The 26195-nt window shown below is 38.0% G+C and carries 21 protein-coding genes; 11 read left to right on the top strand and 10 right to left on the bottom strand.

What is annotated here, in order from left to right; genetic code table 11:
* Positions 1 to 33: 33 nt before the first annotated feature.
* A complete protein-coding gene (locus ACOWPH_RS05905; RefSeq protein WP_015214499.1) occupies positions 34 to 1476 on the bottom strand; it encodes a hypothetical protein in 1443 nt (480 codons plus the stop codon).
* Between the two features lie 92 nt (positions 1477 to 1568).
* Between ACOWPH_RS05905 and ACOWPH_RS05910 the strand changes: the two genes are divergently transcribed.
* Positions 1569 to 4694: an alpha-mannosidase gene (locus ACOWPH_RS05910; RefSeq protein WP_015214500.1), complete on the top strand. Its 3126-nt coding sequence runs from the start codon at positions 1569 to 1571 to the stop codon at positions 4692 to 4694.
* Positions 4695 to 4940: 246 nt separating this feature from the next.
* On the opposite strand, the gene psbN is transcribed toward ACOWPH_RS05910, so the two are convergent.
* Positions 4941 to 5078, bottom strand: coding sequence for a photosystem II reaction center protein PsbN (gene psbN, locus ACOWPH_RS05915; protein WP_042464920.1), 138 nt, complete (start codon positions 5076 to 5078; stop codon positions 4941 to 4943).
* A gap of 236 nt (positions 5079 to 5314) precedes the next feature.
* Here psbN and psbH point away from each other — a divergent pair, with 236 nt between their 5' ends.
* The 3 genes from psbH to pth all read left to right on the top strand — a co-directional run bounded on the left by psbH (position 5315) and on the right by pth (position 6618).
* On the top strand, positions 5315 to 5518 hold the full coding sequence (gene psbH, locus ACOWPH_RS05920) for a photosystem II reaction center phosphoprotein PsbH (RefSeq protein WP_015214502.1): 204 nt from the start codon (positions 5315 to 5317) through the stop codon (positions 5516 to 5518).
* Positions 5519 to 5680: 162 nt separating this feature from the next.
* Entirely contained in the window at positions 5681 to 5953 is a 273-nt protein-coding gene (locus ACOWPH_RS05925; RefSeq protein WP_015214503.1) for a TatA/E family twin arginine-targeting protein translocase, read from the top strand.
* A gap of 20 nt (positions 5954 to 5973) precedes the next feature.
* A complete protein-coding gene (gene pth / locus ACOWPH_RS05930; protein WP_015214504.1) occupies positions 5974 to 6618 on the top strand; it encodes an aminoacyl-tRNA hydrolase in 645 nt (214 codons plus the stop codon).
* Positions 6619 to 6805: 187 nt separating this feature from the next.
* Here pth and rpsU read toward each other — a convergent pair whose 3' ends face one another.
* From rpsU to ACOWPH_RS05950, 4 genes are all read right to left on the bottom strand, one after another.
* Complete coding sequence (gene rpsU / locus ACOWPH_RS05935) at positions 6806 to 6982, bottom strand: 30S ribosomal protein S21 (protein ID WP_015214505.1); 177 nt, start codon at positions 6980 to 6982, stop codon at positions 6806 to 6808.
* A gap of 83 nt (positions 6983 to 7065) precedes the next feature.
* A complete protein-coding gene (gene rsmI, locus ACOWPH_RS05940; RefSeq protein WP_015214506.1) occupies positions 7066 to 7941 on the bottom strand; it encodes a 16S rRNA (cytidine(1402)-2'-O)-methyltransferase in 876 nt (291 codons plus the stop codon).
* A gap of 484 nt (positions 7942 to 8425) precedes the next feature.
* Entirely contained in the window at positions 8426 to 9037 is a 612-nt protein-coding gene (locus ACOWPH_RS05945) for a PH domain-containing protein (protein WP_015214507.1), read from the bottom strand.
* A 49-nt stretch (positions 9038 to 9086) separates the two neighbouring features.
* Positions 9087 to 9521, bottom strand: coding sequence for a DUF29 domain-containing protein (locus ACOWPH_RS05950; protein WP_015214508.1), 435 nt, complete (start codon positions 9519 to 9521; stop codon positions 9087 to 9089).
* A 49-nt stretch (positions 9522 to 9570) separates the two neighbouring features.
* Here ACOWPH_RS05950 and ACOWPH_RS05955 point away from each other — a divergent pair, with 49 nt between their 5' ends.
* The 3 genes from ACOWPH_RS05955 (at position 9571) to ACOWPH_RS05965 (ending at position 13965) form a co-directional block, all read left to right on the top strand.
* Complete coding sequence (locus ACOWPH_RS05955) at positions 9571 to 10452, top strand: sugar kinase (protein ID WP_015214509.1); 882 nt, start codon at positions 9571 to 9573, stop codon at positions 10450 to 10452.
* Positions 10453 to 10556: 104 nt separating this feature from the next.
* The gene (locus ACOWPH_RS05960) at positions 10557 to 12827 is read left to right on the top strand and encodes an MASE1 domain-containing protein (RefSeq protein ID WP_015214510.1); all 2271 of its coding nucleotides are present in this window, start codon (positions 10557 to 10559) and stop codon (positions 12825 to 12827) included.
* Between the two features lie 259 nt (positions 12828 to 13086).
* Positions 13087 to 13965 (top strand): 3'(2'),5'-bisphosphate nucleotidase CysQ family protein, encoded by an 879-nt coding sequence (locus ACOWPH_RS05965; RefSeq protein WP_042464923.1) that lies wholly within the window; start codon positions 13087 to 13089, stop codon positions 13963 to 13965.
* A gap of 304 nt (positions 13966 to 14269) precedes the next feature.
* Here ACOWPH_RS05965 and ACOWPH_RS05970 read toward each other — a convergent pair whose 3' ends face one another.
* Both ACOWPH_RS05970 and ACOWPH_RS05975 read right to left on the bottom strand, forming a co-directional pair.
* Complete coding sequence (locus ACOWPH_RS05970) at positions 14270 to 14986, bottom strand: cyclase family protein (RefSeq protein WP_015214512.1); 717 nt, start codon at positions 14984 to 14986, stop codon at positions 14270 to 14272.
* Between the two features lie 196 nt (positions 14987 to 15182).
* A complete protein-coding gene (locus tag ACOWPH_RS05975; RefSeq protein ID WP_015214513.1) occupies positions 15183 to 16172 on the bottom strand; it encodes a Rieske 2Fe-2S domain-containing protein in 990 nt (329 codons plus the stop codon).
* A 107-nt stretch (positions 16173 to 16279) separates the two neighbouring features.
* Here ACOWPH_RS05975 and ACOWPH_RS05980 point away from each other — a divergent pair, with 107 nt between their 5' ends.
* The 4 genes from ACOWPH_RS05980 to ACOWPH_RS05995 all read left to right on the top strand — a co-directional run bounded on the left by ACOWPH_RS05980 (position 16280) and on the right by ACOWPH_RS05995 (position 24625).
* Positions 16280 to 16921 (top strand): TetR/AcrR family transcriptional regulator, encoded by a 642-nt coding sequence (locus tag ACOWPH_RS05980; RefSeq protein WP_015214514.1) that lies wholly within the window; start codon positions 16280 to 16282, stop codon positions 16919 to 16921.
* Between the two features lie 285 nt (positions 16922 to 17206).
* Positions 17207 to 19765, top strand: coding sequence for a dynamin family protein (locus ACOWPH_RS05985; protein ID WP_015214515.1), 2559 nt, complete (start codon positions 17207 to 17209; stop codon positions 19763 to 19765).
* A 184-nt stretch (positions 19766 to 19949) separates the two neighbouring features.
* Entirely contained in the window at positions 19950 to 23351 is a 3402-nt protein-coding gene (locus ACOWPH_RS05990) for a virulence factor SrfB (protein WP_015214516.1), read from the top strand.
* A 185-nt stretch (positions 23352 to 23536) separates the two neighbouring features.
* Positions 23537 to 24625, top strand: a complete 1089-nt coding sequence (locus ACOWPH_RS05995) for a hypothetical protein (protein ID WP_042464926.1) — start codon at positions 23537 to 23539, stop codon at positions 24623 to 24625.
* Positions 24626 to 25036: 411 nt separating this feature from the next.
* Here the strand turns inward: ACOWPH_RS05995 and ACOWPH_RS06000 are convergent, their stop codons facing one another.
* Both ACOWPH_RS06000 and ACOWPH_RS06005 read right to left on the bottom strand, forming a co-directional pair.
* Positions 25037 to 25252, bottom strand: a complete 216-nt coding sequence (locus ACOWPH_RS06000) for a hypothetical protein (protein WP_015214518.1) — start codon at positions 25250 to 25252, stop codon at positions 25037 to 25039.
* A 188-nt stretch (positions 25253 to 25440) separates the two neighbouring features.
* Complete coding sequence (locus ACOWPH_RS06005; protein ID WP_096713147.1) at positions 25441 to 26148, bottom strand: cytochrome b/b6 domain-containing protein; 708 nt, start codon at positions 26146 to 26148, stop codon at positions 25441 to 25443.
* Positions 26149 to 26195 lie beyond the last annotated feature (47 nt).

A 26195-nucleotide genomic window follows, 5' to 3' on the forward strand; every position in this document is an offset into this window, starting at 1 on the left:
CCTGCTAATCCTGTAAATCCTGATTCTGACGTTTCACCTTACCTGTAATAACCCTTTAAAGAAATAAATCATATTCATAAATATCATTTCTAGCCACAACATGACATGATCTAACCATGCTAAAATTTGCTCTAATGGATGGATTTCATATCCTAAAAATGTGGCTGTGGTTTCTATCCAATCTGGTTGTATTTGACGTTGATTTTTTTTCTCAGTCTCAACTTGGGGATTAGCACATACTTTTGATGGTTTGTTATTTCTAAATACACCTTTTTTTGATTTTGGTAAAAAGTCTGGCTGAGTATCTTGTGTAAATGAATTAGCAGTTAAATCAGAATTTACATCATCAGCTTTTATTTCTACATCACCAAACAAATCACCATAATTCAACCAAGTATCTGTGATTAAGTCAGATTGCGGCAATTGATGATTTTGGTTAACCTGTTTTGCAGGTTTAATTGGTGGTTTTTCTGAATTTGATTGATTATCAAGTTGGTGAATATTTCTACCACCAAAAAAATAATTTATTGCAGCTTCAATTAAGGCTGGAATAGTCGGAGTTTGATTTTCTAAATTATTGGCATTAAATGAATTTTTTTCTCTGGCTTCTATCTGTTCTCTACCATATATAAATATGTCAAGTTGATTTTTAGCACTTTGAATAATTTCTTGACTACGTTGTTTTACAGGTGATAAAGATGTAATTTCTAAGTTGGCAATAACGTTATCTAGTAATGCTAGAATTTTTCCAGGATAAGATGGAAGATTTACGATAATGTTGTTTTCAGATAAATTCGTGATATCTGAGTTATTTTGACCAGTTAATTTTGTTAATAAGCGGTCAATTTCTGGTAATAATTCCTGTCCTTTTTTAGACTCAGTTAACTTTAAAGAATAACTATATTCAGCGATTTCACTATTGATTTTATCTGCTATTTTTGTCTGTTGTTGAATTGTCAAAACATCGAGAATTTTGTTATCGTTGGTAACAAGTACCAAATTACGATTTTCTAAATGTACTGCAATTCCTAGCACTTTGGGTATATGCTTCTGGAGTGTATTTTCTGGTGATAGAGATTTAGTAATATTAGATTCAGGCTGATTTTTGACAGTTTTCCACCATCCTAAACGGGTGGCTGCTTCCCGCAGGGTATCACCTAAGAAGGCCAATGGGTTGACTTTTTGTAAGTTTTGTGTATCAGAAGCTGCGGCAGATGGTAGATTTTGAACTAACTCTAGTACGTGCTGAATGGGTGCATCAACAGGTGGAGGAGTTTGTGATTGTAGCCTTTTTCCTGCTAGTTCATCTGGTTGAAACAGTTGGTAAAGTGGGTAAAGTAAGGCTTCGACACTCCATTTGGTAGCAACTTGCAAATGTCGGAAGGAGTTTTCCCACTGCTGTGTCAACCGCTGAGATTGCTGGTTGAAAAAGTTAAATAGTTTACTTTGATAACGACCTGAGGAACTAGAGGACATGGTAGAGATTTGTTAGTGTGAGTGTGATTAAGTTTTGAGACTCCCACAAAACTGTTAGTTATCGTCAGTCAGTGCCATCATCTTAGCGAAATATGACTCTTCCTGTTTATCCATTCGATACTAAATCTATATCAGAAGCGATTGAGAAGTTACGCGCTTGCTGTCAAGTTAATATCCAGTCCTGTTGGTTTTATCAGCAGGTTGACTGGGGAATTGACGAGGTTATGAATTCAGATTGGTCTGTTTGGCAACCTGTTAAGCTAAATGATAAGGCCTATGTTGCTTGGACAGGGGGGAAGCAGGTGCTGTGGCTGGTGCAAAAGTTGGTTGTTCCCCAAGATTTACAGGGTTATGATTTAGCGGGTTTGTCTTTGCGGTTGGCTTTGGTTTGGTGGGCTGATGCGGCGGAGATTTATGTTAATGGTAAGTTGGTATTGGCGGGTGATTTGTTTGATTGTTCACCTAGAGTGCTTTTAAGTCAAGGGGTAAAGGTTGGGGATGAGTTTTTTATTGCTTTGCGGTTGGTGAGTCCGGGACATTGTGATGGGGCTTTGGTGCGATCGCTTTTCGTTTATGAGTCTATCAATTATGATAGGCTAGATCCGGGTTTTCTGGCTGATGAGTTGGCTGTTGTTGAAGTTTTTCTGGAAGGGTTCGCACCTGATAGGTTATCTGTTTTGGTTGAAGCGGTTGAAGAGGTATTGAACCACGAAGACGCGAAGGACGCGAAGGAAGAAGAGAAGAAGGAAGAATGGGAAAGGGTTCTTTTGTCTTTGCGTCAGCAGCTTATTAAATCTAAAATCCAAAGTCTAAAATCTAAAATTCATTTGTTGGGTCATGCTCATTTAGATTTAGCATGGTTATGGCCTGTTTCGGAAACTTGGAATGCTGCGGTAAGTACTTTTGAGTCGGCTTTAAGTTTACAGGCTGATTTTCCTGAGTTGGTTTTTTGTCATTCGACTCCGGCTTTATATGCTTGGGTTGAGGAACATCGTCCTGATTTGTTTGCGAAGATTCAAGTTCAGGTTAAAGCGGGGAAGTGGGAAGTTTTAGGTGGGTTTTGGGTGGAACCGGAATTGAATTTGATTTCTGGTGAGTCTATTGTCCGTCAGTTGTTATATGGACAGCGTTATTTTCAGGAAAAGTTCGGGAAGGTTTCCCCTGTGGTTTGGGTTCCTGATACTTTTGGTTTCTGTGCAACTTTACCTCAGTTTTTCGCCAATGCGGGAGTTGAGTTTTTTGTGACTCAGAAGTTACGCTGGAATGATACTACTAAGTTTGATTATGGCGCTTTCTGGTGGCGATCGCTTGATGGTAGTCAAATATTTAGTTTTATGTCTGCACCGATAGGCGAAACCATCGACCCTGTTAAAATGGCTCAATACGCCTGTGAATGGGAATCTCAAACGGGTTTACATGATTCTCTGTGGCTTCCTGGTGTGGGTGATCATGGTGGTGGGCCGACTCGTGATATGTTGGAAATAGCCCGACGTTGGCAATATTCCCCTGTTTTCCCGCAATTAGAATTTACAAGCGCGGAAAACTATCTGCAATTAATAAAATCCCAAAGTCAAAATTTACCTGTTTGGGAAGATGAGCTTTATTTGGAATTTCATCGCGGATGTTATACTACCCATGCAGACCAAAAGCGCTGGAATCGCAAATCTGAAAATCTTTTATATGAAGCTGAGTTATTTGCAACTTTAGCAAATGTTGTCTGTGGGGTGACATATCCGAAATCCGATATAGAAACTGCTTGGAAGCAAGTTTTATTTAATCAGTTTCACGATATTTTACCCGGTTCTTCTATTACTCAGGTTTATGAGGATGCTTTACCGGAATGGCAACAGGTGGAACAGGTGGGAAAAAAAATATTAGATCAATCTTTGAGAGCGATCGCATCTCACATCAATTTATCACAACCACCACAACCGAATAGCATACCCATCATAATTTTTAACTCTCTCAATTGGCAACGTTCCGAGGTCGTCAGCGTTACCTTACCTACCATAGCAGCTGACCAAACATGGAAAATTTATGACATTGACGGAAACCAACTTGCTTCCCAAGAAAGTGAAAACTCTTTGTTGTTTCTCGCTACTGTCCCATCTGTAGGTTATAACATCTATTGGCTTTCTCCCTCTTCCCATTTTCCCACTTCACCACCCCATAACCCCGAATGGATATTAGAAAATCAATATCTGCGCGTTGAAGTAAACCCGGAAACAGGAGATTTAGCAAGCGTATTTAACAAAATCCAAAACCGTGAATTTCTCAGCGGTGCGGGAAATCAACTCCAAGCCTTTCAAGACGGTGGCCAATATTGGGACGCTTGGAACATTGACCCCAATTATAGAGAACATCCCTTACCTCCAACTCAACTCAAATCTATTCAATGGTTAGAAAATGGAGAAATACAACAACGTCTGCGTGTAGTTCGTCAACTCGGAAAATCGGAATTTTGTCAAGATTACATTCTCCAAGTCGCTTCACCACTGCTGAAAATTTCCAATACTGTAAATTGGCAAGAAAATCAAGTGTTAGTTAAAACAGCTTTTCCTCTCAACCTCGAAGCCGATTTTGCCACTTATGAAATCCCCTGCGGTGCAATTCGTCGTTCTACAAATCCCCAAACCCCCGCAGAAAAAGCAAAATGGGAAGTTCCGGCTTTACGTTGGGCAGATTTAACCACAAGTTCATCTACAGATAAATACGGTGTGAGTTTATTGAATGATTGTAAATATGGATACGATACCAAAACCAGTCAACTCCGTCTCACACTTCTCAGAAGTTCTAACTGGCCAGACTCTCAAGCTGATAGAGGAACACATGAATTTACTTACTCTTTATACCCTCATCTTGAAAGTTGGGAAGAAGCAGATACTGTCAAACACGGTTATGAGTTAAATATCCCATTACAGGTGTTAGTAAATCCAGAAAATATACAATCTGCCTTGAACTTTTCTCAAAACCAAAGTTTTCTCAATTTATCAGGTGAGAATTTAATTTTAATCGCTTTGAAACCCAGTGAAGATAATCTGCACAAATTTATTATGCGCTTTTATGAATGTCACGGAAAAACAGGGAATTTATCTCTAGAAAGTGATTTATTCACATTAGATGAAGCCGTTGATTTATTAGAAAAGCCGATAAATCAAGAAGTTGATAAAATTGCACCTTGGAAAATTGCTACTTTTGTAGTTATACCAAAAACATAGGCTGAGTTGCTGTCTGAATCAGGATTCAAAAAATCATACTGTCAACTAATACCAATTCTGTATAAAGTTGCGCCAAATAAATACCGTAGAGACGTTCCATGGGTAGGGATTCTCGGCTCTACATCCGCAAATAAAGCGCATCCTCATAAAGAAATGGTATAACATCCTGTAAATCCTCAAATCCTGTAAATCCTGATTCAGACAAGTAAAATTTTAACCATGAGGATGGGCAATGCCCACCATAAACTAATCTTCGTGGTCATCAAAAGGATCATCTAACTGAGTGCTAGGAGGCCCAAATGAGGTGTAAATTGCCATACCAGTAATTACCAGTAGTGCTACACCGACAGAAATACCAATAACTAAACCAGGTTCTAAGTCCATAAGGTTAGGCATATATTATGAGAACTATGTTATAGAATATTACAAAAATTAATGCAAATACCATTAAACTATTCACCGAACTCAGGTAAACGACCCTACCCTCATAGTGGTATTATCGTCATAGTCAGAATAGCCCCAGTTTGTAAGGTGAAAATCCTGCTGAAATATTGCAGCACTTTACAATGGGCAGCAATAAGAAAATTAATAAAGCTTTGGCAACTGATCTTAGGTGAACTATGGCACAACGGACTAGGTTGGGAGATATCCTCAGACCCTTAAATGCTGAGTATGGTAAGGTGGCTCCAGGTTGGGGTACGACACCTTTAATGGCTGTTTTTATGGGTTTATTTTTCGTATTTCTGCTAATTATCCTGCAAGTTTACAATAAGTCACTGTTGATTCAGGATGTACTTGTTGATTGGCGGAGTTTAGGCGGTTAACTGCTATACAGCCCTCAGACTTGGATAACAAGTTTGCGTCCACCCGGCTTGTCCGGGTGTCTTATATTTCTGGGGTGGTTATTTGTTCAGACTTGACTGCTCAATTAATCCTAACTATTGATTAAACTACAGATGTAATGTCAGGTTTTGTGGCAGGTTGAAATGAATATATTTGGTATTGGTCTACCAGAAATGGCTCTAATTATGGTAGTGGCGCTGTTAATCTTTGGCCCCAAGAAGCTACCAGAAATCGGTCGGAGTGTGGGTAAAACAATTCGTAGTTTCCAAGAAGCTTCTAATGAATTTCAAAATGAGTTCAAACGGGAAGCTGAACAGTTAGAACAAGTTGTGAAAACAACTGCTGAATTGGAAACCAAACACATTGAAGCTGCTACACCACAGCCAGAAAATGCTGGTTCCTCTCCCAGCAGCTAGGAAAATACTGCATAGCAAAAATGACAGAAGTTGAGAAGCAACCTGCTTTGGTAATTCCCCAGCTAATTGTCGGTTTGGGGAATCCAGAACCTAAATATGACCAAACTCGCCATAATATTGGCTTTGCGGCTGTGGATGCTTTGGCGCGTGCTTGGCAAATTCCACTGGCGGAAAATCGCAAGTTTCAGGGAAGTTTTGGCGAAGGTATTGCACCTGGTGGTGGTAAAGTTCGTCTCCTGAAACCTCTAACTTATATGAATCGTTCAGGACAGTCTATTCAAGCGGTAACAAGTTGGTATAAATTACCGCCTGAGTCGGTTCTAATAATTTATGATGATATGGATTTACCTTTGGGAAAAACTCGTCTGCGTTTGTCTGGTTCTGCTGGTGGACACAACGGGATGAAAAGTACTATTTCACATTTAAGTAGCCAAAATTTTCCCAGGTTACGAATTGGTATTGGTAAACCCAAGGGTGTGGGTGATGATGATAATTCTGAGACTGTCTCTCATGTGTTGGGGCGGTTTTCGGCTGCGGAAAATAAATTGATGTCTCTGGTGCTGGATTTTGTGGTTGAGTGTGTAGAACTCAGCTTTAAACAAGGTGTCGAAAAGGCTATGAATCGTTGTAATAGCCGAACTGTTGAGATTAACCCAGGTGGCTAGTTATCTAGTTTAGGCTGGTAATGGGTAATGGGTAATGGGTAATGGGTAATGGGTAATGGGTAATGGGTAATAGGTAATTGGGGAAGAATATTTATCTTTCCCCCTGCTCCCTGCTCCCTGCTCCCTGCTTTTTCTCTGTCACCTGTCACCTGCTATCACACCATTACCAAGCCAAATAAATGAATGTTTAAAAACGACGTTTGCGTCTAGCTGAGACTGCCTTACGTTTGCGTTTTTCTTGGGGAGTTTCAAAGTGCTTATGATACTTTACGTCGGCTAATATACCAGCTTTGGAGACTTGGCGTTTAAACCGACGGAGGGCTGAATCTATTCCTTCGTTTTCTCCTAAAACCACCTGGGTCATTCTCAGTCTATCCTCAATTTTTCAATATTTTCCATTGTAATATTAGCCTCAAACTTAGCAAAACCATCTAGTCTAGAGAGGACTTATTCAATGGTTGTTTCCAATTCAGAAGTGATGTCTATAGCCAAGGCTAGTTGATAGAGTTGACGACGGGATACTGCTGTATCTTTGGCTAATTGTCGGCTGGCTTGCGATCGCGATACGCCTTGTTTCATAATCTGTAATAATTCGGCTTTGAGTTCTGCTTCTGTGAGTTGGGGTTGACTCGGTGGCGTGCCGGCAACTAACAGGGTATATTCACCTTGGGGTTCTTTTTGGGTGTAATGTGCGATCGCATCGGCAATTGTCCCCCGCCAAAATTCTTCGTATAATTTAGTTAGCTCTCGTGCTATAACAATAGTGCGATCGATCCCCAAAACTGTAGCTAAATCTTGTAAACTATCCCGTAAGCGGTGAGGTGACTCGTAGAAAATCAAAGTCCGGGGTTCAGCTTGCAAATATTCTAACTGTTGTCGTCGTTGCTGACTTTTAGCTGGTAAAAAGCCTTCAAAAATAAACCTGTCTGTGGGTAATCCTGCTGCACTTAAAGCCGTAATTGCCGCACTAGCACCGGGAATAGGTACAACTGTGATTCCTGCGTCAATACAAGCTTTTACCAATTCATAACCAGGATCAGATATTCCCGGCATTCCTGCATCACTAACTAGTGCGATCGCTTTACCATTAGTCAAATGCTCTAATAACTCAGGAATCCGACTATTCTGATTATGCTCATGGTAACTCATCTGGGGAGTTTTTACCTGAAAATGTTGCAGTAATTTCCCCGTGTGGCGTGTATCTTCTGCCGCAATTAAATCCACTGTTTGCAAAATTCGCACCGCCCGAAAAGTTATATCTTCTAAATTGCCAATGGGCGTACCGACAATATAGAGTGTTGATGGTTTTGGGTCAGTTTGCATAAAATATTTTACATGATAAAAAAAACAAAAATTCTAATTTATAAATTGAGTTGATCTGAAGAATATTCAACAACTCCTCAATAAAATTAGCTTTTATAGCCAATCTTATAGGGGCAGAAAAACCCTGCCCTCTATGTATTACATCCTCAACTAAACACGGTTGGGAAATGGACTTTTGCAAAATCACGAAAAACTCAGATGTGTAGGAATAAAGCAAAAGCTTAATGGTGTCAACTTAAGCTCAAATCCTGATGATATCTCGTTCCCAGTCTCTGACTGGGAATGCTATTACAGAGGCTCTGCCTCTGTTTTCATAGAAGGCAGAGCCTTCTAGAATTCATTCCCATACAGAGTATGGGAACGAAAAAGGGTGAAACTGATATTTTACAAGGCTTTCACGTTAAGTTGACACCAATGAGCTTCTGCTTTACCCCTACCTATAGAATCAAATGATTAAGCCATTTTGAGTATATACAATTAGAAATTAATTGTTAATAAACTTCTCAAAAATCTCACCAAAATCCTTACGCACATAGGTCTCATGGGCATACTTTAACCAATTAAAGGCATACCAGTTAATTGCCTTAAATTGCTCTTCAGAAGTAGATGCACTTGTAGAACGACTAACTGTGGTCGCTGCTGTATTTAAACTAGTTTGAGCATATTGATGATAAAGAGCATTTTCACGTTGAATTGATGCAATTTTCAGTAAAGCTTTGTACAAATCTTTTAAGGGTGCAATATAAACTTTAGCAACATCAATAGAATAGGATTGATCACCCATTGTTAACTTGATTTCGATATCCATATCTATTGTTCCTGCGGTTTCTAACTTCACATCTTTAATAATGTGTTGACTATAATTAAAACGCTTGAGTAAACGTTTTTTACTTACCGCAGAAGATCCATCCAGATGAATCAAAGCTAGATTAGTAAAACAGTATTCATCTGTTTTTGATTTAATCAGAAAATAAATTTTTTCACCTTCTTCATGAATCACATAGTCATCACTATCAACCTTGTTATAATCTTCCGGTTTGATCACAGCACCAATATCACTCAAACCTAGTGCATCCATCGCCATATTTTTGAACATAATTTATAACTCTCCAGTAAGAAAACGACTTATGCTTTTATAATACTTATTATATATCAGTGGGTAAAAATTCAATTGTAAAAATTTCTGTTAAGCTGTAAGGACAACTATCAGGAAATAAAGACAATCCAGTTTCTCTTTCAGCGCTAATAGTAGCAAGTTGATAAGCTTTATCCAGAGAATCGGCTAAAAATGATTTAAGACTTGGGTTTTCTGCGAGGAGTTTTTCTAAGCGTAAGCGTTGCTCTTTTATGGTTAATTGCCAACTCCGAGAACGCAAATTAGGCTGAAATTGCCATTTGAGTAAGTGCATAAGTAATACCTCTAATCGACTTTCTAATTCCCGTTTTTCAGAACGTCCCATATCTTCAATTTCTTCAGCGATATGATGAAAATCAATTTGATTAAATTGTCCAGTTCGCAGCAAATGTGCTTGTTCTTGTGTCCAAGCATAAAAATCATGATCATGGGTGGTTGAATTCATAGATTCTCCTATAATTCACTTAATAATTGATAAAATTGCAAATTTACCAATGACCAATTCTGCCTTATTTGTAGGTTTAATTACCCTAGATTTAATTTACCTTGCAGACTCATCTCCACAAAATAATCAAAAGCTAGTTGCTATTGACTATACAGTGGCAGCAGGTGGCCCGGCAACAAATGCGGCTGTCACTTTCAGCTATTTAGGTAATCAAGCTAAACTCTTAAGTGTGCTGGGTTCTCACCCCATGACACAGCTAATTCAAACAGATTTGATCAATCACCAAGTTGCAATTCTCGACTTAGACACTAATAAAAGTACATCACCACCAGTTTCCTCAATTATTATCACCCAAAATACTGGTGAAAGGGCAGTAATCTCCATTAATGCTGTCAAAACCCAAGCAAATAGCACCTCTATGCCAGCAAATATTTTAGAAAATATTGATATTGTACTTATAGACGGGCATCAAATGGCAGTTAGTAAAATTATTGCCCAAACTGCTAAAATCCACAATATCCCAGTTGTGATTGATGGAGGTAGCTGGAAACCAGGCTTTGAAGAAATTTTACCTTTTGTTGACTATGCCATTTGTTCTGCAAATTTTTACCCCCCAAATTGCCAAAATCAAGAAGATGTTTTTACCTATCTTCAGAAATTTAACATTCCTCACATCGCCATTACTCAAGGGGAAAAACCTATTCAATACTTAAGCGGTTATAATAATGGTGTTATCAATGTACCACAAATACAGCCCGTTGATACACTAGGCGCAGGAGATATATTTCACGGTGCTTTCTGCCATTATATTTTGCAAACAAGTTTTACAGAAGCATTAGCACTGGCAAGTAAAATTGCAGCTGTAGCTTGTCAGCATTTTGGTACACGCCATTGGATGAATTCAACAGAAAATCATGAATGTTTGTATTGATTAAAATTATGAGAATTTCCAAATTAACTGATAGCAAATTCAGCCTAAATTGCTAAACCTAGCAGTAATACAAAATTCACAACCTAACTTAGTAATGATCGATCATGTCAATTTATGCTCATCTTCAACTAGATCTATTTAACTTTCGTCGGGTTGCTTGGTGGAAACAGGTAATAGCTGCGATCGCTTACTATATCACAGCCCAACTATCCCATAGCTTCACTACCTACCCTGAAACAGGATCGACCCCTATTTGGATTCCAGGGGGTATTGCTGTGGGGTTAATCGCTATTTGGGGCTATCCCCTATGGTTGGGGGTTTTAATAGGTATATTAAGCGCGGAGTTTGTCATTTATAAGGCATGGTCTAATCTTTCCACTCTCATTTTAACCCTTTGTATTGTATTTGTTGCTACGGTAGGCAAAGTTTTTGCTACTTATTTGATTGAATATTTAATCGGCAATCACTACTTTTTAAACCGAGCCAAAGATACGCTTCAATTTATGATCTATGGCTGTTTTATCAGTCATCTACCTGTAGGCATTTTATGTCCATTACTATTATGTATATTTGGTAAAGTACCCTGGAAACTTTATTTCGATGTTGCCATTACCTGGTGGCTAAGTGATGCTTTTGGAATTCTAATTTTTGCTTCCTTAATTGTTGCTTGGCACAAAAATATTATCTCATTTGCTCGCTTGCTCAAGCGTAGTTGGCTAGAAGCTAATATCATTTTATTTTTAACTTTAGTTGTTAGCAATATCATTTCTAGAGGTTACAACGCAGAATATTTACTAGTTCCTTTATTGGTGTGGACAGCTTTTAGATTTAAAGAGCTAGGTGCAACCATTCTAATGGTTATTATTGCTGTTATTATGGCCACTATTACAGTTCAAGGTCATAGTTCATTTACTCACACTTCCATCCCAATTTCTCTACTATTATTACAATCTTTTATTGCTTGCATCGGTATGACAACTTTAATGTTGAATGGCGTTTTAAATGAAAATAATCAAGTTAAAAGTGATTTATGTATAGCTAATAATAAGTTAATAAAGCAAAATCTGAAATTACAAGAACTTGATCAACAAAAAGATGCCGAACGCAAACAAACAGAAAAAGTTCTTATTGATTACAATAAAGCTTTAGAAAAACAGCTTGCATTATCTCAAGCTAAAGAAGCAGCAGAAACCGCAACTCAAGCTAAAAGTGAATTTTTAGCAAATATGAGTCACGAAATTCGCACACCTATGAATGGCGTGATTGGTATGACTCAACTGCTTTCTATGACAAATCTTTCAGAGGAACAACAGGACTTAGTTCATACAATTAGAGATAGCGGTAATGCCCTTTTAGCCATAATTAATGATATTCTAGACTTCTCGAAAATTGAGTCACGAAATTTGGAATTAGAAGAACGTTATTTCGTATTACGTGATCTCATCAAATCCGTGTGTATTCTTCTCTCTGAACAAGCTTTAAACAAAAATATTAATCTTGAATATTCCATTCAAGCTGATATTCCTACTAATATTGTAGGAGATGCTTCTCGCCTCCGTCAAATTTTGCTCAATCTTATAGGGAATGCCATTAAATTTACCCATCAAGGACATATTTTGCTTTCAGTTGTCGAGAATAAAAAGCGGGAGAATGAAGTATTAGAATTAATTTTTTCCATTGAAGATACAGGAATTGGCATTGATAGCGATCGCTTAAATAAACTATTTCAACCCTTTACCCAAGCTGATGCTTCTATTAGTCGCAGATATGGTGGTACAGGTTTAGGCTTGGCAATTAGTAAGAGTTTGGTAGCTTTAATGGGAGGTAAAATTTGGGTAGAAAGTTGCGGACATATCGGTGGAGATCCTCCTTTAAATTGGACGGCAAAAATTCAAAATGAGTATTCTCAAGGTTCAATCTTTTATTTTACATTTATTGCTAAAGAAATCTTAGCTAATGACTTTATACAAGAAGAGTCTTTAGCTCAATCCGCAACCTTAATCACTACAAAAGATCACATAAAAATTCTCTTGGCAGAAGATAACAAAGTTAACCAAAGAGTAGCACTGTTGTATCTCAAAAAAATTGGTTATAACGCTGATATTGCTAATAATGGTATAGAGGTATTAGAAATATTAGAAAAACAATTCTATGATGTGATTTTAATGGATATGCAGATGCCAGAAATGGATGGCATTACTGCAACTCGGATAATTCGCCAATCTTCAAAACCTCAACCTTGGATTATTGCCATCACTGCCAACGCCTTAGAGGAAGACCGTAATGCTTGCTTCAATGCAGGGATGAATGACTTTATTACTAAGCCGATTCTGCCAGGAGAACTCACCGCAGCCATCAAAAAATCAGTAATATAGTAATCCTAAATGATGTATGAATTTTCCGTTGAGTTAGGGAACAAGGAAGAAGGATTTCAGTGTGTACCGAGTCCTGTATGGCTACGCCACGGAAGCTATCAAAAATCAAATAGGAGTCCTATATGATCTCTCTATCTAGGTATCAAATTCTGTCCCAAATCTATAGCATTTAATCTGAATCGTGATTTTTATGCTATGCAAAGATATACTGACTGTTGAATATTTTCCTATCCACTCAAATTTATTTTCAGATGAATTTATGAAAGACTTATCAGAAATATTAACAATTGCACGGGAAGTTGGTTGGGGTGCTGCTAGTCTACTCAGTTCTTATTATCACGGTACTGCCGAAGAACCAAATTTAGATATCAAGTATAAGGACAATGAACCCGTTACCCTTGCAGATTTGGCTGTTAGTCAATATATCTTGACTAAATTACAAGCAGCTTTAGGTAATGAAGAATTTGGCTATATCAGCGAAGAAACCTATAAATCTCAACATGGGCAAAATTCCCATGAATGGGTATGGATAATTGATCCTTTAGACGGGACACGCGACTTTATTACTAAAACTGGGGAATATGCCATTCATATTGCCTTAGTTCAAGGAACGCGTCCAGTTTTAGCAGTGGTGGTTATACCAGAGACAAAAAAATTATATTATGCTACCAAGGGCGGTGGTACTTTTGTGGAAAGCGTGAATGGTTCTTATCCCTTAAAAGTCACAGCTAATAAACCTATTGAAGATTTAACTTTGGTAGTCAGTCGTTCTCATCGCAATGAAGCGTTAGAATATTTACTGCAAAATCTACCTTGTCAAAATCAAAAAGCCATTGGTAGCGTAGGTTGTAAAATTACAGCTATTGTCGAACAACAGGCAGATATTTACATTTCCCTTTCTGGTAAATCAGCACCCAAAGATTGGGATATGGCTGCACCTGAATTAATTCTTACAGAAGCTGGAGGTAAATTTACGCACTTTAATGGTCAGCCGTTAGAGTATAACACTGGTGATATTAATCAATGGGGTGGTTTACTGGCCAGCAATTCTCAACATCATGAAATTCTGTGCCAGAAAGCAGAACAAACCTTAACAAAGTTTGCTAGTCAAGATGGCGATTATACTGTAAAAGGGTAAAATCTGAACTTATGTCATACTGAGCGTAACGTAATGCAGCGTCTCGTAGAGAAGTATCTCGGAGATTCTAGAGTCTACGGCACGCTACGCGAACACTTTATTTAGAATGACATTGTTAAACCGTTTTGAGTATAAGGCTACGGTGTACACACATCTCTAGACAGGATGCTAAAAGTTATCCGATCCCCCTAAATCCCCTTAAAAAGGGGGACTTTAAAGAATTTAGCCACCTTTAAAAAGGGGGATCTAGTCGGAAAATAAACCTGAATATTTGTAACTAGCAACTTACGTTAATACCGTCTTTTTAAAATAACGCCATTACCGCAGCGGGTGAACCGGAACCACCCCGCAGTTGAAGAATACCAATTATCAAAGTAGTACCTTGGGGTGGCAGTTGATCTAAATTCGTGAGATTTTCCAAAACAATACGTGATTTTGCTAAGACCAGACGATTAATAGTAAAATTAGTATCTTGCCCTGAATCTACACCATGTGTATCAATTCCGACTCCAGCAATTTGCCTTTCAGTAATTAAGAACTCCGTTGTATCACTTCCAAACCCTGGAAAGTGCATATTTCCTGCTGCATCTTGATTCAAAAACGCGTTTTTATCCAGCCATTTAGCTTGCCAGCCCGTATAAAGTAGCACGATATTATCAGCACCAATAGTCCCAAATTCCGCTTCCCAAGTCAGGATATCTGCAACAGTGAGGAGATAGTCAGGATTAATTGTGGCTTGTTTACAAATATCTATCACCACCGCAGGTACTACCAACGACTGGGCAGAATATTCGTCAACGCCTATACCGTGACCGTGAAAACTACTAGGGGCATTGATATGAGTAGCACTGTGTTCCCCTAAAGAAAAACGCCGTAAATAATAACCATCATCTTGGAGTTCTGCAACGGTGGTAAATTTTACAACCGGATCACCAGGCCATTGCGGTATACCTATGTCAATCAAATGACTCAGGTGGATAACGCGGGAATAGGATATGCAGTGTGGCTTCTGGGGGTGTATGGTAGCATTCCTCTATTATATTGCAGCTAAATTTTAGCATAAAGAATCCCCCAATTCCTTTATATTCAAGGTCAGTTGGGGGTCTCCAATGTTGCAGCAAAAAGTGATATCAATACAAGTGAACAGCTAAAAAGTTAATTTTTGAAAAACAAGGGATTAAGATTAGGTAAAATATATGCAAGTTGAGCAAAAACTCTTACTCTCTGAGTCTCTGAGTCTCTGCGAGAGAAAAGTTTTCAAAATTCCGTTTTACCCAATCCATCCCAATTTCGTTATTTAATCTTATATGCTGAGGAACATTAGGATATAGCTTACCCAAAATATCAATATCTTGCTCAATAATTATTTCTGCTAGACGGACAAAATTTTTCTTAATTAAATTAGCAAGAGGATGTTTAGCTTTGCCGTAAATTAAAACATAGGTGCGTGTATATGTTTCTGATTCGGGAACAAAGAAATGAATTTGTTTAGCACTAGCAACAGGACTTTCACCATGTACAACTATAAAACAGGGAAAGAAATTTTCTAAATGGGCGTTAATTGTTTTGGGAATGGCTAACAGTCCCAGATTTTTGAATATGTCATTTAATTTAGGCTGCTTTCTGATTAAATCAAAGTAAGCATGGGAGTGATATCCATGATCAATAAATTCTTTGAAGTCTACTTTTTCGATTTCAAATAATGGTCGATGTGTGCCATTTTGGTGATCATAGTCATGCATATTTAATAGCATAGTCAGCAATTCGGTTTTGACGCTGAAGTTTTTTGTGTGTCCGATAAATTCATACTCGGTAGCAAAATCTTTTAAAATTGTGGGGATAGTAATTTTTGGTTCATACCCACCATAAGTCCAAATAAAATCACCTTGAATAATTAAGTCTAATGGTTGGAGTAAGGGTTTTGTTTGTTTATTGCTATTGGGTAAAACTGTACAACCGTGGCTATCAAATTCTAAAGCGTGAAATGGACAAACCATGGTGCTGCTACCATCTGCTTGTGTCATACACCAACCTTCGGAAAGCATTGCACCTAAATGGGGACAGGCGTTAGGTAAGCAGCTAATTTTACCTGTTTTATCTTGCCAAAGTACGTAATCTTGCCCGTAAAGGGAGACTTTGAAAGGCTGATTTGGCTTGAGTATGGAGCGATGAGCTAATAACCAAGGTGCGCCTTGTAACATTGTCATAATAAACCTCTTATTTAATTAACTAATTTTTTAATTAGTTTAACGAGTGAGTAAGATGGCTGTCAACTCTTGTTAGACTGAACAAGCAAAGTCTGTCTAGAGATACTGTGGTTAAGTCTGTTAGGAATCAGGGAGGTGCTAAATCGGTGCGTGATGCGGAGGTGACACAGCAGCAAATTTTGGATGCAGCGGAGATAGAGTTTGCTAGGGATGGGTTAAAGGGGGCGAGGTTGAGTGCGATCGCTAATCGTGCGAAAATTACAACAGCGATGATTCATTATTACTTTGAGAATAAAGAAGGTTTGTATAAGGCAGTTTTGCAGCGTCCGATTAGTGAGTTAGAGTCAATGGTTGGTCAAATGAACCTTGACCATTTACATCCAGAAGTAGCATTAGAACAAATTATCCGCAGTGCGATCGCTTACGAAGCCGCTTATCCCCATCGTCAAATGTTGTGGTTTCAAGAAGCGAGTCAAAATCAAGGTTTATATTTTAAGCAAGTTAACCCTGGAAGTTTATACGCACCGCTGCTGCAAGTTTTAGAACGAGGGATCAAGGAAGAGTATTTCCGTCCTGTAGATCCATTTTTAACCTTAACTCACATTATTAGTGTGTGTATTTTCTACTTTACAGTGCAGGAAAACTGGAAACATTTGACACCAGATATAGATCGCCTCAGTCCAGAAATGGTAGAGAAACATACTGAAAGTGCGATCGCTCTCATTTTAAAGGGACTGTCAAATAAATAGCTTGGTGTTGTTGGTGTTGAGGCTGGTAATGGGTAATTGGTCATTGGTGAGTAATTTTCTGTTTTAATCCTGTAAATCCTTTAATCCTGGACATCCTGATTCAGACAGTTTCCCTAACTAGCAACTTACGTTATTTGATAATTTAACGATTTATCAAACATTCTGACTCCTGACTTCTGACTCCTAGCTTAATTTTTAATTCCTTCCCGGTTGCATCAAGAGTAGTTATTGGCATTTTTTGTGTTATAACGCTCACAGAAAATGAATTCAGGCAGCAACGACTCTATGGAACCAGATAAACTGGCCAGGTTTAAAGAGTACGGTGAATTTATCCTCCGTAAAATCGACTCTGTACCCCAACGTCCTTCCCAACAAGAAGATTGGATTCCTACTAGCCTTGATGATTGTCTCATGGGCTTGCGAGAGGCTGCACAGAAGACTGTCGAACTGGCCGCTTCACCAGTAAAAATCGGCGTAATGGGTGAATTCAGTAGCGGTAAAAGTTTGCTACTGGGTAGTTTAATCGGTTATGCAGATGCTTTACCAGTCAGCGAAAACCCGACAACTGGAAACGTCACTGCTATTCATATTAAGCCTCAAGATGGTTTTGCGACAACTCAAGTTAGTGAATATACTGTAGAATATTTGTCTAATGAAGGGGTAAATGAGTGCTTACACTTCATGTTAAGTGAGGCAAATAGACGCGCTACAGCAGCCGGACTCCCACCGTTACAAGTATCTAAAATCAAGACAGGAAAAGATATTTCTAGTTGGTGTGAAGAAGCTTGGAAAAGTTCAAATAATTTAGAATTACGCTATCTATTGCGGGAGTTAGTATTATTTTTGCGGGCTTATCAAGCTTATGGTGAGGCTTTATGTGGTAGCCATTATCACATTGATGCAGCAACAGCCCATGAAGGGTTACAACTCACAGAAATGCCAATGGCTATACAAACTCTCAAATTTGAGGATATACCACCGGCACACGTTCGCTTACCCAGTGCGCCCCAAAGACTACAAACCCAACTACTGCAAAATAGCTTTCCCTTAATTCGGCGTGTTGATATTGAAGTGAAAATATCGCGGGAAATTTGGGATGTCAGTGGGGCGGAAGAGTTTGTACTGTTAGATTTTCCCGGTTTAGGTGCAGCCAACTCTGGGGCTAGGGATACCTTTTTATCTCTGCGAGAATTGGCGCAAGTGCAGACAATCCTGGTATTGCTCAATGGTAAATCACCTGGAAGCGATCGCGCCAACAAAATTTTTACCATGATGCAGCAGCAACGACCAGGGCAAGACTTAAAAGACTTAATTCTCGTCGGTGTCGGCCGCTTTGACCAATTACCATTAGACAGTGAAGGTGGCGAAAGAATACTCGATTTTTTAATCGAAGATCACCCCAATTCTCAACCTTTACACACAGATATAGTATTCCAAAAACTGAAAGTTTTACAAACCATCATTGATGGTGCAGATGCATTTACCACCCAAAAAGACCGCATCATTTTATTATCACCACTATTAGGTTTAGCCGAATTAGCAAAACGTTCAACCACAGTTAAAGCAGGTTCAGAAGAATTTCTCGCTAATTTAGATTATCCCGACTACTTAGATCGTTCTAAACGACTACAACAAAAATGGGGTAAATTAAGCGAACGGTTATTAACAACAGAACCCCGTAATCCGCTAGGTAGACAGTTAAATTATTTCGCCCAAGATGGAGGTATTAGTAAACTGCGGGAATTGATTCAAAATCATGTAACCACTCATGGTTTAAAGCAATTATATGAAGATACTCGCAGGGCTGCTGATGTTGTCCGTCAACAACAAGAACAACTCAAAGATATCATTGCCGAAATTCACGAACAAGGCATACCCACAGCCGATAGTCCCGCCTTAGTTGAATTGCGTTTAGGAATTGAAAGCTTAGATAAAACCTACAGAAGCTTTCAAAAAGATTTAGGAAAAGAACCACTCAAAGATCGACGGGGAGTTGTTGTTAGTGATGTCATCAAAGACGAACTAACTTTTAGAATCTTGAATTGGAGTCAATGGACTTTATTATTTAATAAAGCTCATCATGGCACAATTGCCTTAGCAGAAACTAAAGGTGCAGCCGGAAAATTATTTGACCGAGGAAATAAAGTTAATAATTCCTTACCTACCAAGAGTGATGACTTTTATCCAGAATTTGAAAAAACAGTTAAAGAACTAGAAAACTTTGCCCGCGAAAGAATCCGTCAAGCAGTAGTAGACCTGTTGAATAAATTAGCTCATCAATTAGTCCTAGAAAGAGAAAAATTACAATCAATTATCAACCCAGAAATGGAACAAATAATTGAAGAAAAATTTGGATTAGAAGCAGCCGATTTATTTTACAAACTCCTCTTAGGATGTGACCCTAATCAATGGAAAGAAGCAATTATCGTAGAAATCAGTAACCAAGATAAAGCCATATCTCCAGAAAATATATTTCCCCTAGCGCGACGAGATGAAAAACACAACATTGGACAAATCTTTGATTGGTCTCCAGAGAAAAACCAAAACCCATCTCGTTCTGCTAATCATCAACTTTTTGTCTTGCGTCTGCGAGATGAAATTACCGCTAGTGCCAGTCTTCATCTTGTCCAGTATGTCAGCGAAGTTAATCAACAAGTTAATTCCGAATTAGATGGCATCTTAGACCAAATTATTCCTAGTTTACAAAACCTATCTAAAAAAGAAGAACTACTCAGATATATAGCCGCCGGAGACTCACCCCCAGAATTAGCAATTCCCACCTGGTTACAGATTCTCGCTGATATTGCCACAATTAATGAAAATGTTGCTTATGAATATCTGTAAAACTGTGTGACAACCGATTAATCATCAATCACCTATCTTCTTCTTCCTCCTTTCTCCTTCTTCTTCTTCCTTCTTCCTTCTTCCCTCTTCCCTTCGCGTCCTTCGCGCCTTCGCGGTTCATTTAATCCATATTCTTCTACTAGAAAATAAGTATCAATTACCAACTACCAATCACCAATTAATTATGCCCGTGGAAATTAACCTTCCACCTCGTTTTCAACTACGAATTAAAGAAAACCAAAATCTGGACTTACCTGCCATTCAAATAGTCGCTACCAACAGCAACATTCCTCATATTTCTCGCATTACTTGTACCGTTAGAGGAAGTCCCCCAGAACTAGCAGCAGAAATCCAAAACACCTACAAACACTTTGATTCTGCCACACCACAAAAAATCTCTAACTTATGTCAACTAGGTCAATGTTCTTATCAGTTAGAGAAACCTTTAAACCAAACAGTAAACTGTACCTTACAGGTTATCGTTGAATATTTTGATTCTGATGCTACAGGAAACCCCATATTATCTATACGCAAAAATATAGGTGCTTCCTGTGATCTTTGGTTTTCTCCAGATTTTGAAACAACAGTAACAGATAAACCCATGAACCCTTTTGAATTAGACACATATTTAAATAAATTGAGTCAACAATTAAGTGAAAAACTCAATGAAAAATCACAAAAGAGATTTCCCGGCTGGTTCGCTTTAGACTTTGGTACTTCTAACTCCACAGTCACACTATTTGACCCTATTGAAGTACCAATTGCAGAAATTTTACCCAGAGAACAAGAATTAAGACTACGCCAACGTTTAGCAGAATGGTTAAATTCTCCCGCTGCTTCTGCTTTACCTGATATCGGTGCGAGTGAGTGGGAAAAATTCATTGCTAATATTAGCAAAAACTTAGAAATTGAACCAGAACAATTAAGCGAAATTTTTGAAAGTGATAATAAGGAACTCTTTTTAGAAGCTATTCGCCAAATTGAATTATGTTTAGGAAATAGCGATAGATTCCGCCGTGCTGTTAGCAAAAAACTTTATCAGATATATCACGAAGTTTTTCGCGTCCCAACATTAGAATCACAAAATTTGATTCCTGTAATCTTAGATATAGATAGAAGAGATACAGAAATTCCCAGCGAAATGGAAATATCGCAAATAGAACCCTTGAAATTGCAAATGGGTAGGGAAGCTAGGGACAATAGAAAAAAAGCCATAGCCCAAGGTACAATTAGTTCCGTTAAAGACATTATTAGTAGATTTCACCACTCACCCAAACGCTACTTTGGTCAAAATCGAACTTTCCCAGTGATCTTAAATGGCGAAGAACAAAATATCCAAGTTAACCAATTAATTCAAGCAGCTTGGGCGCATTTAATCGACTTAACTGAAGATTATCGCCAACGGTCTAAAAGGAGATTTTCTGAAGGTGATTTATTAACAGCAGTTGTCACCTATCCCACAGTAGCACCTCCAGTAGTGCGTAAAGAAGTAAAAGCACTAGTTCAAGAATTGGGAATTGATGATGTCCAAACTGCTTATGATGAAGCGGTATCTGTAGCTATATTCTTTTTATGGCGAGAATTTGGTGGAAATCTCAATTTAGGAATTGAATCTTTTAAAACTCGTTGTCGCCAAGACAGAAATAAATGGTCACAAAATGTTTTAGTTTTAGATATTGGTGGTGGAACTACCGACTTAGCTTTAATTGAACTGACATTAGAAGATAAAACACCATTTTTTGCTGATAATGAAGATAGAGGTTTAGGTGGACGTTACTATAAACTCACCCCTAAATTATTAGGTTCTTCTGGTCATTTACAATTAGGCGGTGAGTTAATTACATTGAGAATATTCCGGTTATTAAAAGTAGCAATTGCCGATTTTCTACTCACAGGCATAACCACAGGTGACATTGAAAGCGACAAATTAGAAGATTTAATTAACTCAGAATTAAATGAACGCTTTTTAGAAGATGGAAAATTTAAAAGTGGTAGTTTATTGAAATGTCTAGATAAAGAAAACCCCGAAGGTGATGTCGCTTTTAAAGATGCCTTAGATACAGCAGAAAAAGTATTACCTACACGTTGGCAACAAGCACCACAACGCCTACAAACATTTTACACTCTTTGGGATCATGCCGAAGCAGCTAAATTGAAATTGGGTCAAAAATCACCAGGAGATGGTTCTTTATTAACCTTCACGCTTTCCGAACAACAAATTAGTGAATTACTAACCCAAAGTGCAGTTAAATGCCAAATTATCATTCCTGATGCGATTTCTCTCACCCTAGACAGTCAGCAATTTGACCGCACTGCAATTTCGGCAATTAAAGAAGCCATTGGTATTGCTAAAGGACTGATGGAAAGTCGCTTAAATACTCAAGCTAATCAAAAAGTAGATTGGTTAATTCTTTCTGGTAAAACTTGCAATCTCGATTTAGTACAACAACAAATTTACCTAGAATTTAGCAAATCTCCCTATTTTGTTTGGAATCCCGAAAGAATTACTTTTGTTTTGGAATTTACCAAACTTGCTACATCTGCCGGTGCTTGTTATGCTGAAAAACTGCGTCGATTAAGATTTGATCCTGAAGAATCTAAAAGTCTGTTGCGAAAAGGTGCAAACCAGCTAGAAATAGATGTTAAAAACCTATTTTATTATCTACCTTGCAACTTCAGACGCAAAACCCAAAGTAACGAACTCTTACCCATATTCAATGCTGGACAAGAACTTTATCAACTTTCAGCTTGGGAAAGTATCGCTAAAGTTCGTACCCATTGGCAAGGCATCCAATTAACAAATATCATCTATCGACAAGACTATGAAGATGGAGATTTACGCCTGTGGGGCAGCTTTGATGGTAAAACTTTAATGGAGAAATTAGCAATGGTAGAACCAGAGTTTCTCAAAAAAATTAAAGTTCAATTTGAAATAGATCAAACCCTGCAATTTAATGTTTTACTCTGTCAAGGCAATCCCCATTATTTAATAGATGTTAATGGTATTGACATCAAGTCAGCAATATCTGATGATTCTGAATCATCAGACCCATTTACTGATAGTAAATTGAAATGGAATATCGCCATTGAACATCCCTATAAAGACTTAAATGATGGTGATATTGCCATCAACGTTTTAGAATCAGCAACAGTTGATCAACCAGATGCCTATCATTTAGTATTTGCTGTTGATGGAAATGAAAGTAAATCTCTGCAAACATTTCACTATTTGCAAGATGGTGTAAATGAACTAGGAAGTGGCGTAATTAGTAATCCTTTACCTCCCTTCCCTCAAAGTGGACAACACACTTTCTATATTTATCAAACAGATAGTGAAACCAACAGTAAAAAATGGATACGCATTGGTTCACTTAGCAAACCAGATATCACCACAGACTACCCTTGTCAATATCATGTGACACTTGATAATCAAGGTATATTAAGAATGCACGCAGGCGTTGTACCTTATTGGACATCACACCATCAAGAATGTCTCCAGCAAGCAGGATGTGTTTATAGTGCAGAACTAGAATTACAACCCAACGAAGTTGATAAAGAACGCGATCCTTTTTGCGGAATACATTAAAATAATTTGTAATTCGTAATTCGTAATTACAGCAGTTTTAATGTATTTAAACCACATTCTTGATTCTTAGTACCTCAGCGTGAGGAAAGAATGTGGTTCATTTGCCTGAAAATCTCTCTAACTCTGTGTTCCTCTGCGCTAACCTCCTCGTACCTCTGCGTTTTACCCTCCCTCTTAATGCCATCATGCAGCATTTATATCAACTATTAGCAACAGAAAACTCACAATTAGCCCAAATATTACGGTTTAGTTTGTTTGGACTAGAAGCAGCTTTAAATAAAGCGCAGATAGAATACCCACAAGACCCAGGAAATAAGGTATGTGAGCAAATATTGCAAGAACTTAACAACCTTTTAGAACCTGCACCTGTTGCGGAGATTGAGGTTAGTAGTGAATTCAAATTAATTTACTTACGTGAGATTTTTAATTCTGATTTGGAAATTAATTTCTATCTAGGAAATTCTCCCCTACAAAGTCAAAATGACGCTGATTTATGGAATGAAATGCACCGCTATTTATTGCGAGTTCCAGAAGATTTAGCTACTACTTGGCGACATCGGGCTTTAGAAATTGCTCAAAAACTAGGTGCTTCTGAAGATTATGTCAATCTTTACCATTTGCCTTTTATTCGTGATGAAATCATCTATCCAGGGTTAAATGGCGCTGTTAAAGCTAGAGGCTTATGTTTGTCAAAAAAAGTATTTTTAAAGTCAGAACTTGCCCAAATATATAATTCTGAAGATTTGCATTTACTAGCAGGGTTTGTACTTCTGTATATGAAGTTGATTGAGATAGAACCTGACTTACATCATGCTTTAAAGAGTGTATTTAGCTTTGATGTTGTTTCTTTACATGAAAAGCCAGAACATCACCATCTATATATTGAGGCTTTGAGCGATCGCTTGCAACGTATCCAAAAAACTGGGGAAAATACTGACTTAATCCACAATCTACGTGCTTGGATTGACATGGATGAAGCTATACATTCCTTAGTATTTGTCCCCCCAGCCGAGCGTTATTCATGGTGGGGAAAGCTACAACAAGAATCACGGCGTATCCTCAAAAAGGTTGCTAATAAAGCCATCAAAGCAGGACATGACGTGCGAATTAAGCAATTATCAGGGCTGTATGCAGATGTTTGTGCTTATTCTAAAGATGATCTACAACTAGACTGTGGAGGTACACCAGGAGAAGTTTTAACTTGTCTGCGGTTGTATACGCGAATTAATCAAGAAGAGAATCCAGGACGAGTTCTATTTCGATCTTTACGCTAAATAAACAATTTAACTTAGAGAACTCCACAAAATAGATGATCCTATCTTGTGGGATGGGCATCCTGCCCGTCCTTCTATTCTTAGCAGGTGAGGATGCCTACACCACAAGAAATTTTGGGATATTTTTTTATTTAAAAGTCTCTTAGAAAACATCGAACAAATTTTAATATTCATGAACCAGAAACTGTGTAGAGACATTCCATGGAACATCCCTACTTTTTCAGTCCTATGTTCAAGGATCACCAAAAAATAAATTCCCCAATTTTGTGGTATTGACATCCTGCCCGTCCTTGATAATTAGCGGGCAAGATGCCCGCACCACAAGAAATTTTTGGGTATTTTTTTAATTGGAAGTTCCTCAGCAGGCATCTTGAATTTAATTACTTTTACCTACTAAATGTGAACAATCTATTAATTAGGTGTGGAAGGTGTAGTAGTAGGTCTAGGTGAAGGTGTAGTAGTAGGTCTAGGGGAGGGTGTAGTAGTAGGTCTAGGTGAAGGTGTAGTAGGTCTTTGTTGAGCAAATAAATTTTCTTGTGTTTTCAGGGCTTGAGAATGTTTGGGTATTGCCGCTACAGCCGCAGTTCCCAAAAATGCTAATAGAGTTACTGATGCTAAACGTTTCATATTTTTATCCTTGTCACAATCAAGACTTATGTCATCCTATTTTGATAAATTTTTAAACTCCAGATATCTCGCTATAGGTGTCCTTACTTGTGTCACTTTAGGGATAAAAATGTATTTAGATATTTGTCTAAATTTGTTGTTTTAGTAAGATGCCAAAAATTATATTTGCATTTACATGATGTTGAAATTTATGATTTACCGTAAAAAAATAACGGTGACACAAATGCAGCTATGATGCCAAGGAACACAATCGCTTCAATAATTCTCAGAGATAAATTATTTTCAACACGAAAATTATTGGGAAAATTACCCAACCAAATACGGAAACGACTATACCAATTTTTAGGACTTTCTTCTGGGCGGAACTTCCATGACATCATTGACAGTAATAATGGCGCACCACCAACTTTAGTAGACATCAAAATATGAATTGCTAAACAGCAAACCATAATCACCCAAGCTATGAGGTGAAAAGAATACCAAATATGATCAAGTTCACCTATTGGTAGCCATTCTTCTTTCATCATTCTGCCAGATGTCACCGCTAAAACCGAAGCTATCAGCATTAGAGTATTAACAATCCGTTGCAGACTTACCCACCAAATTGGTTTACCAACTTGAGTGAGTTTTTGGATAGAGTCTGGTTGTATCAGGCGTTTTTGTCCAGCATGAAAACTATAGAGTGCGAAAGCTGGTAATAAAATTAAAAAAAATAACCCTACAGTTCCATGGATATCCTGTATTGGATCAATTTTGGGAATAGGAATTTTACCAAACCGTTTGTCGAAGGCGTTGTAAACTAAGAATCCGCTAATTATTGCCGCAATTGCTAAAATTCCACTGACACCATGCAGAATTCGCAATAATAAAGGTTGATAAGGTGTTGAACGAGTCATAAGCTAATGCAGGTAAATTTTTTAATGGGCTAATTTTACTGTAGATA

The sequence above is a fragment of the Anabaena sp. PCC 7938 genome (genome assembly GCF_049315035.1).
GTDB classification, from domain to species: Bacteria; Cyanobacteriota; Cyanobacteriia; order Cyanobacteriales; family Nostocaceae; genus Anabaena; species Anabaena cylindrica.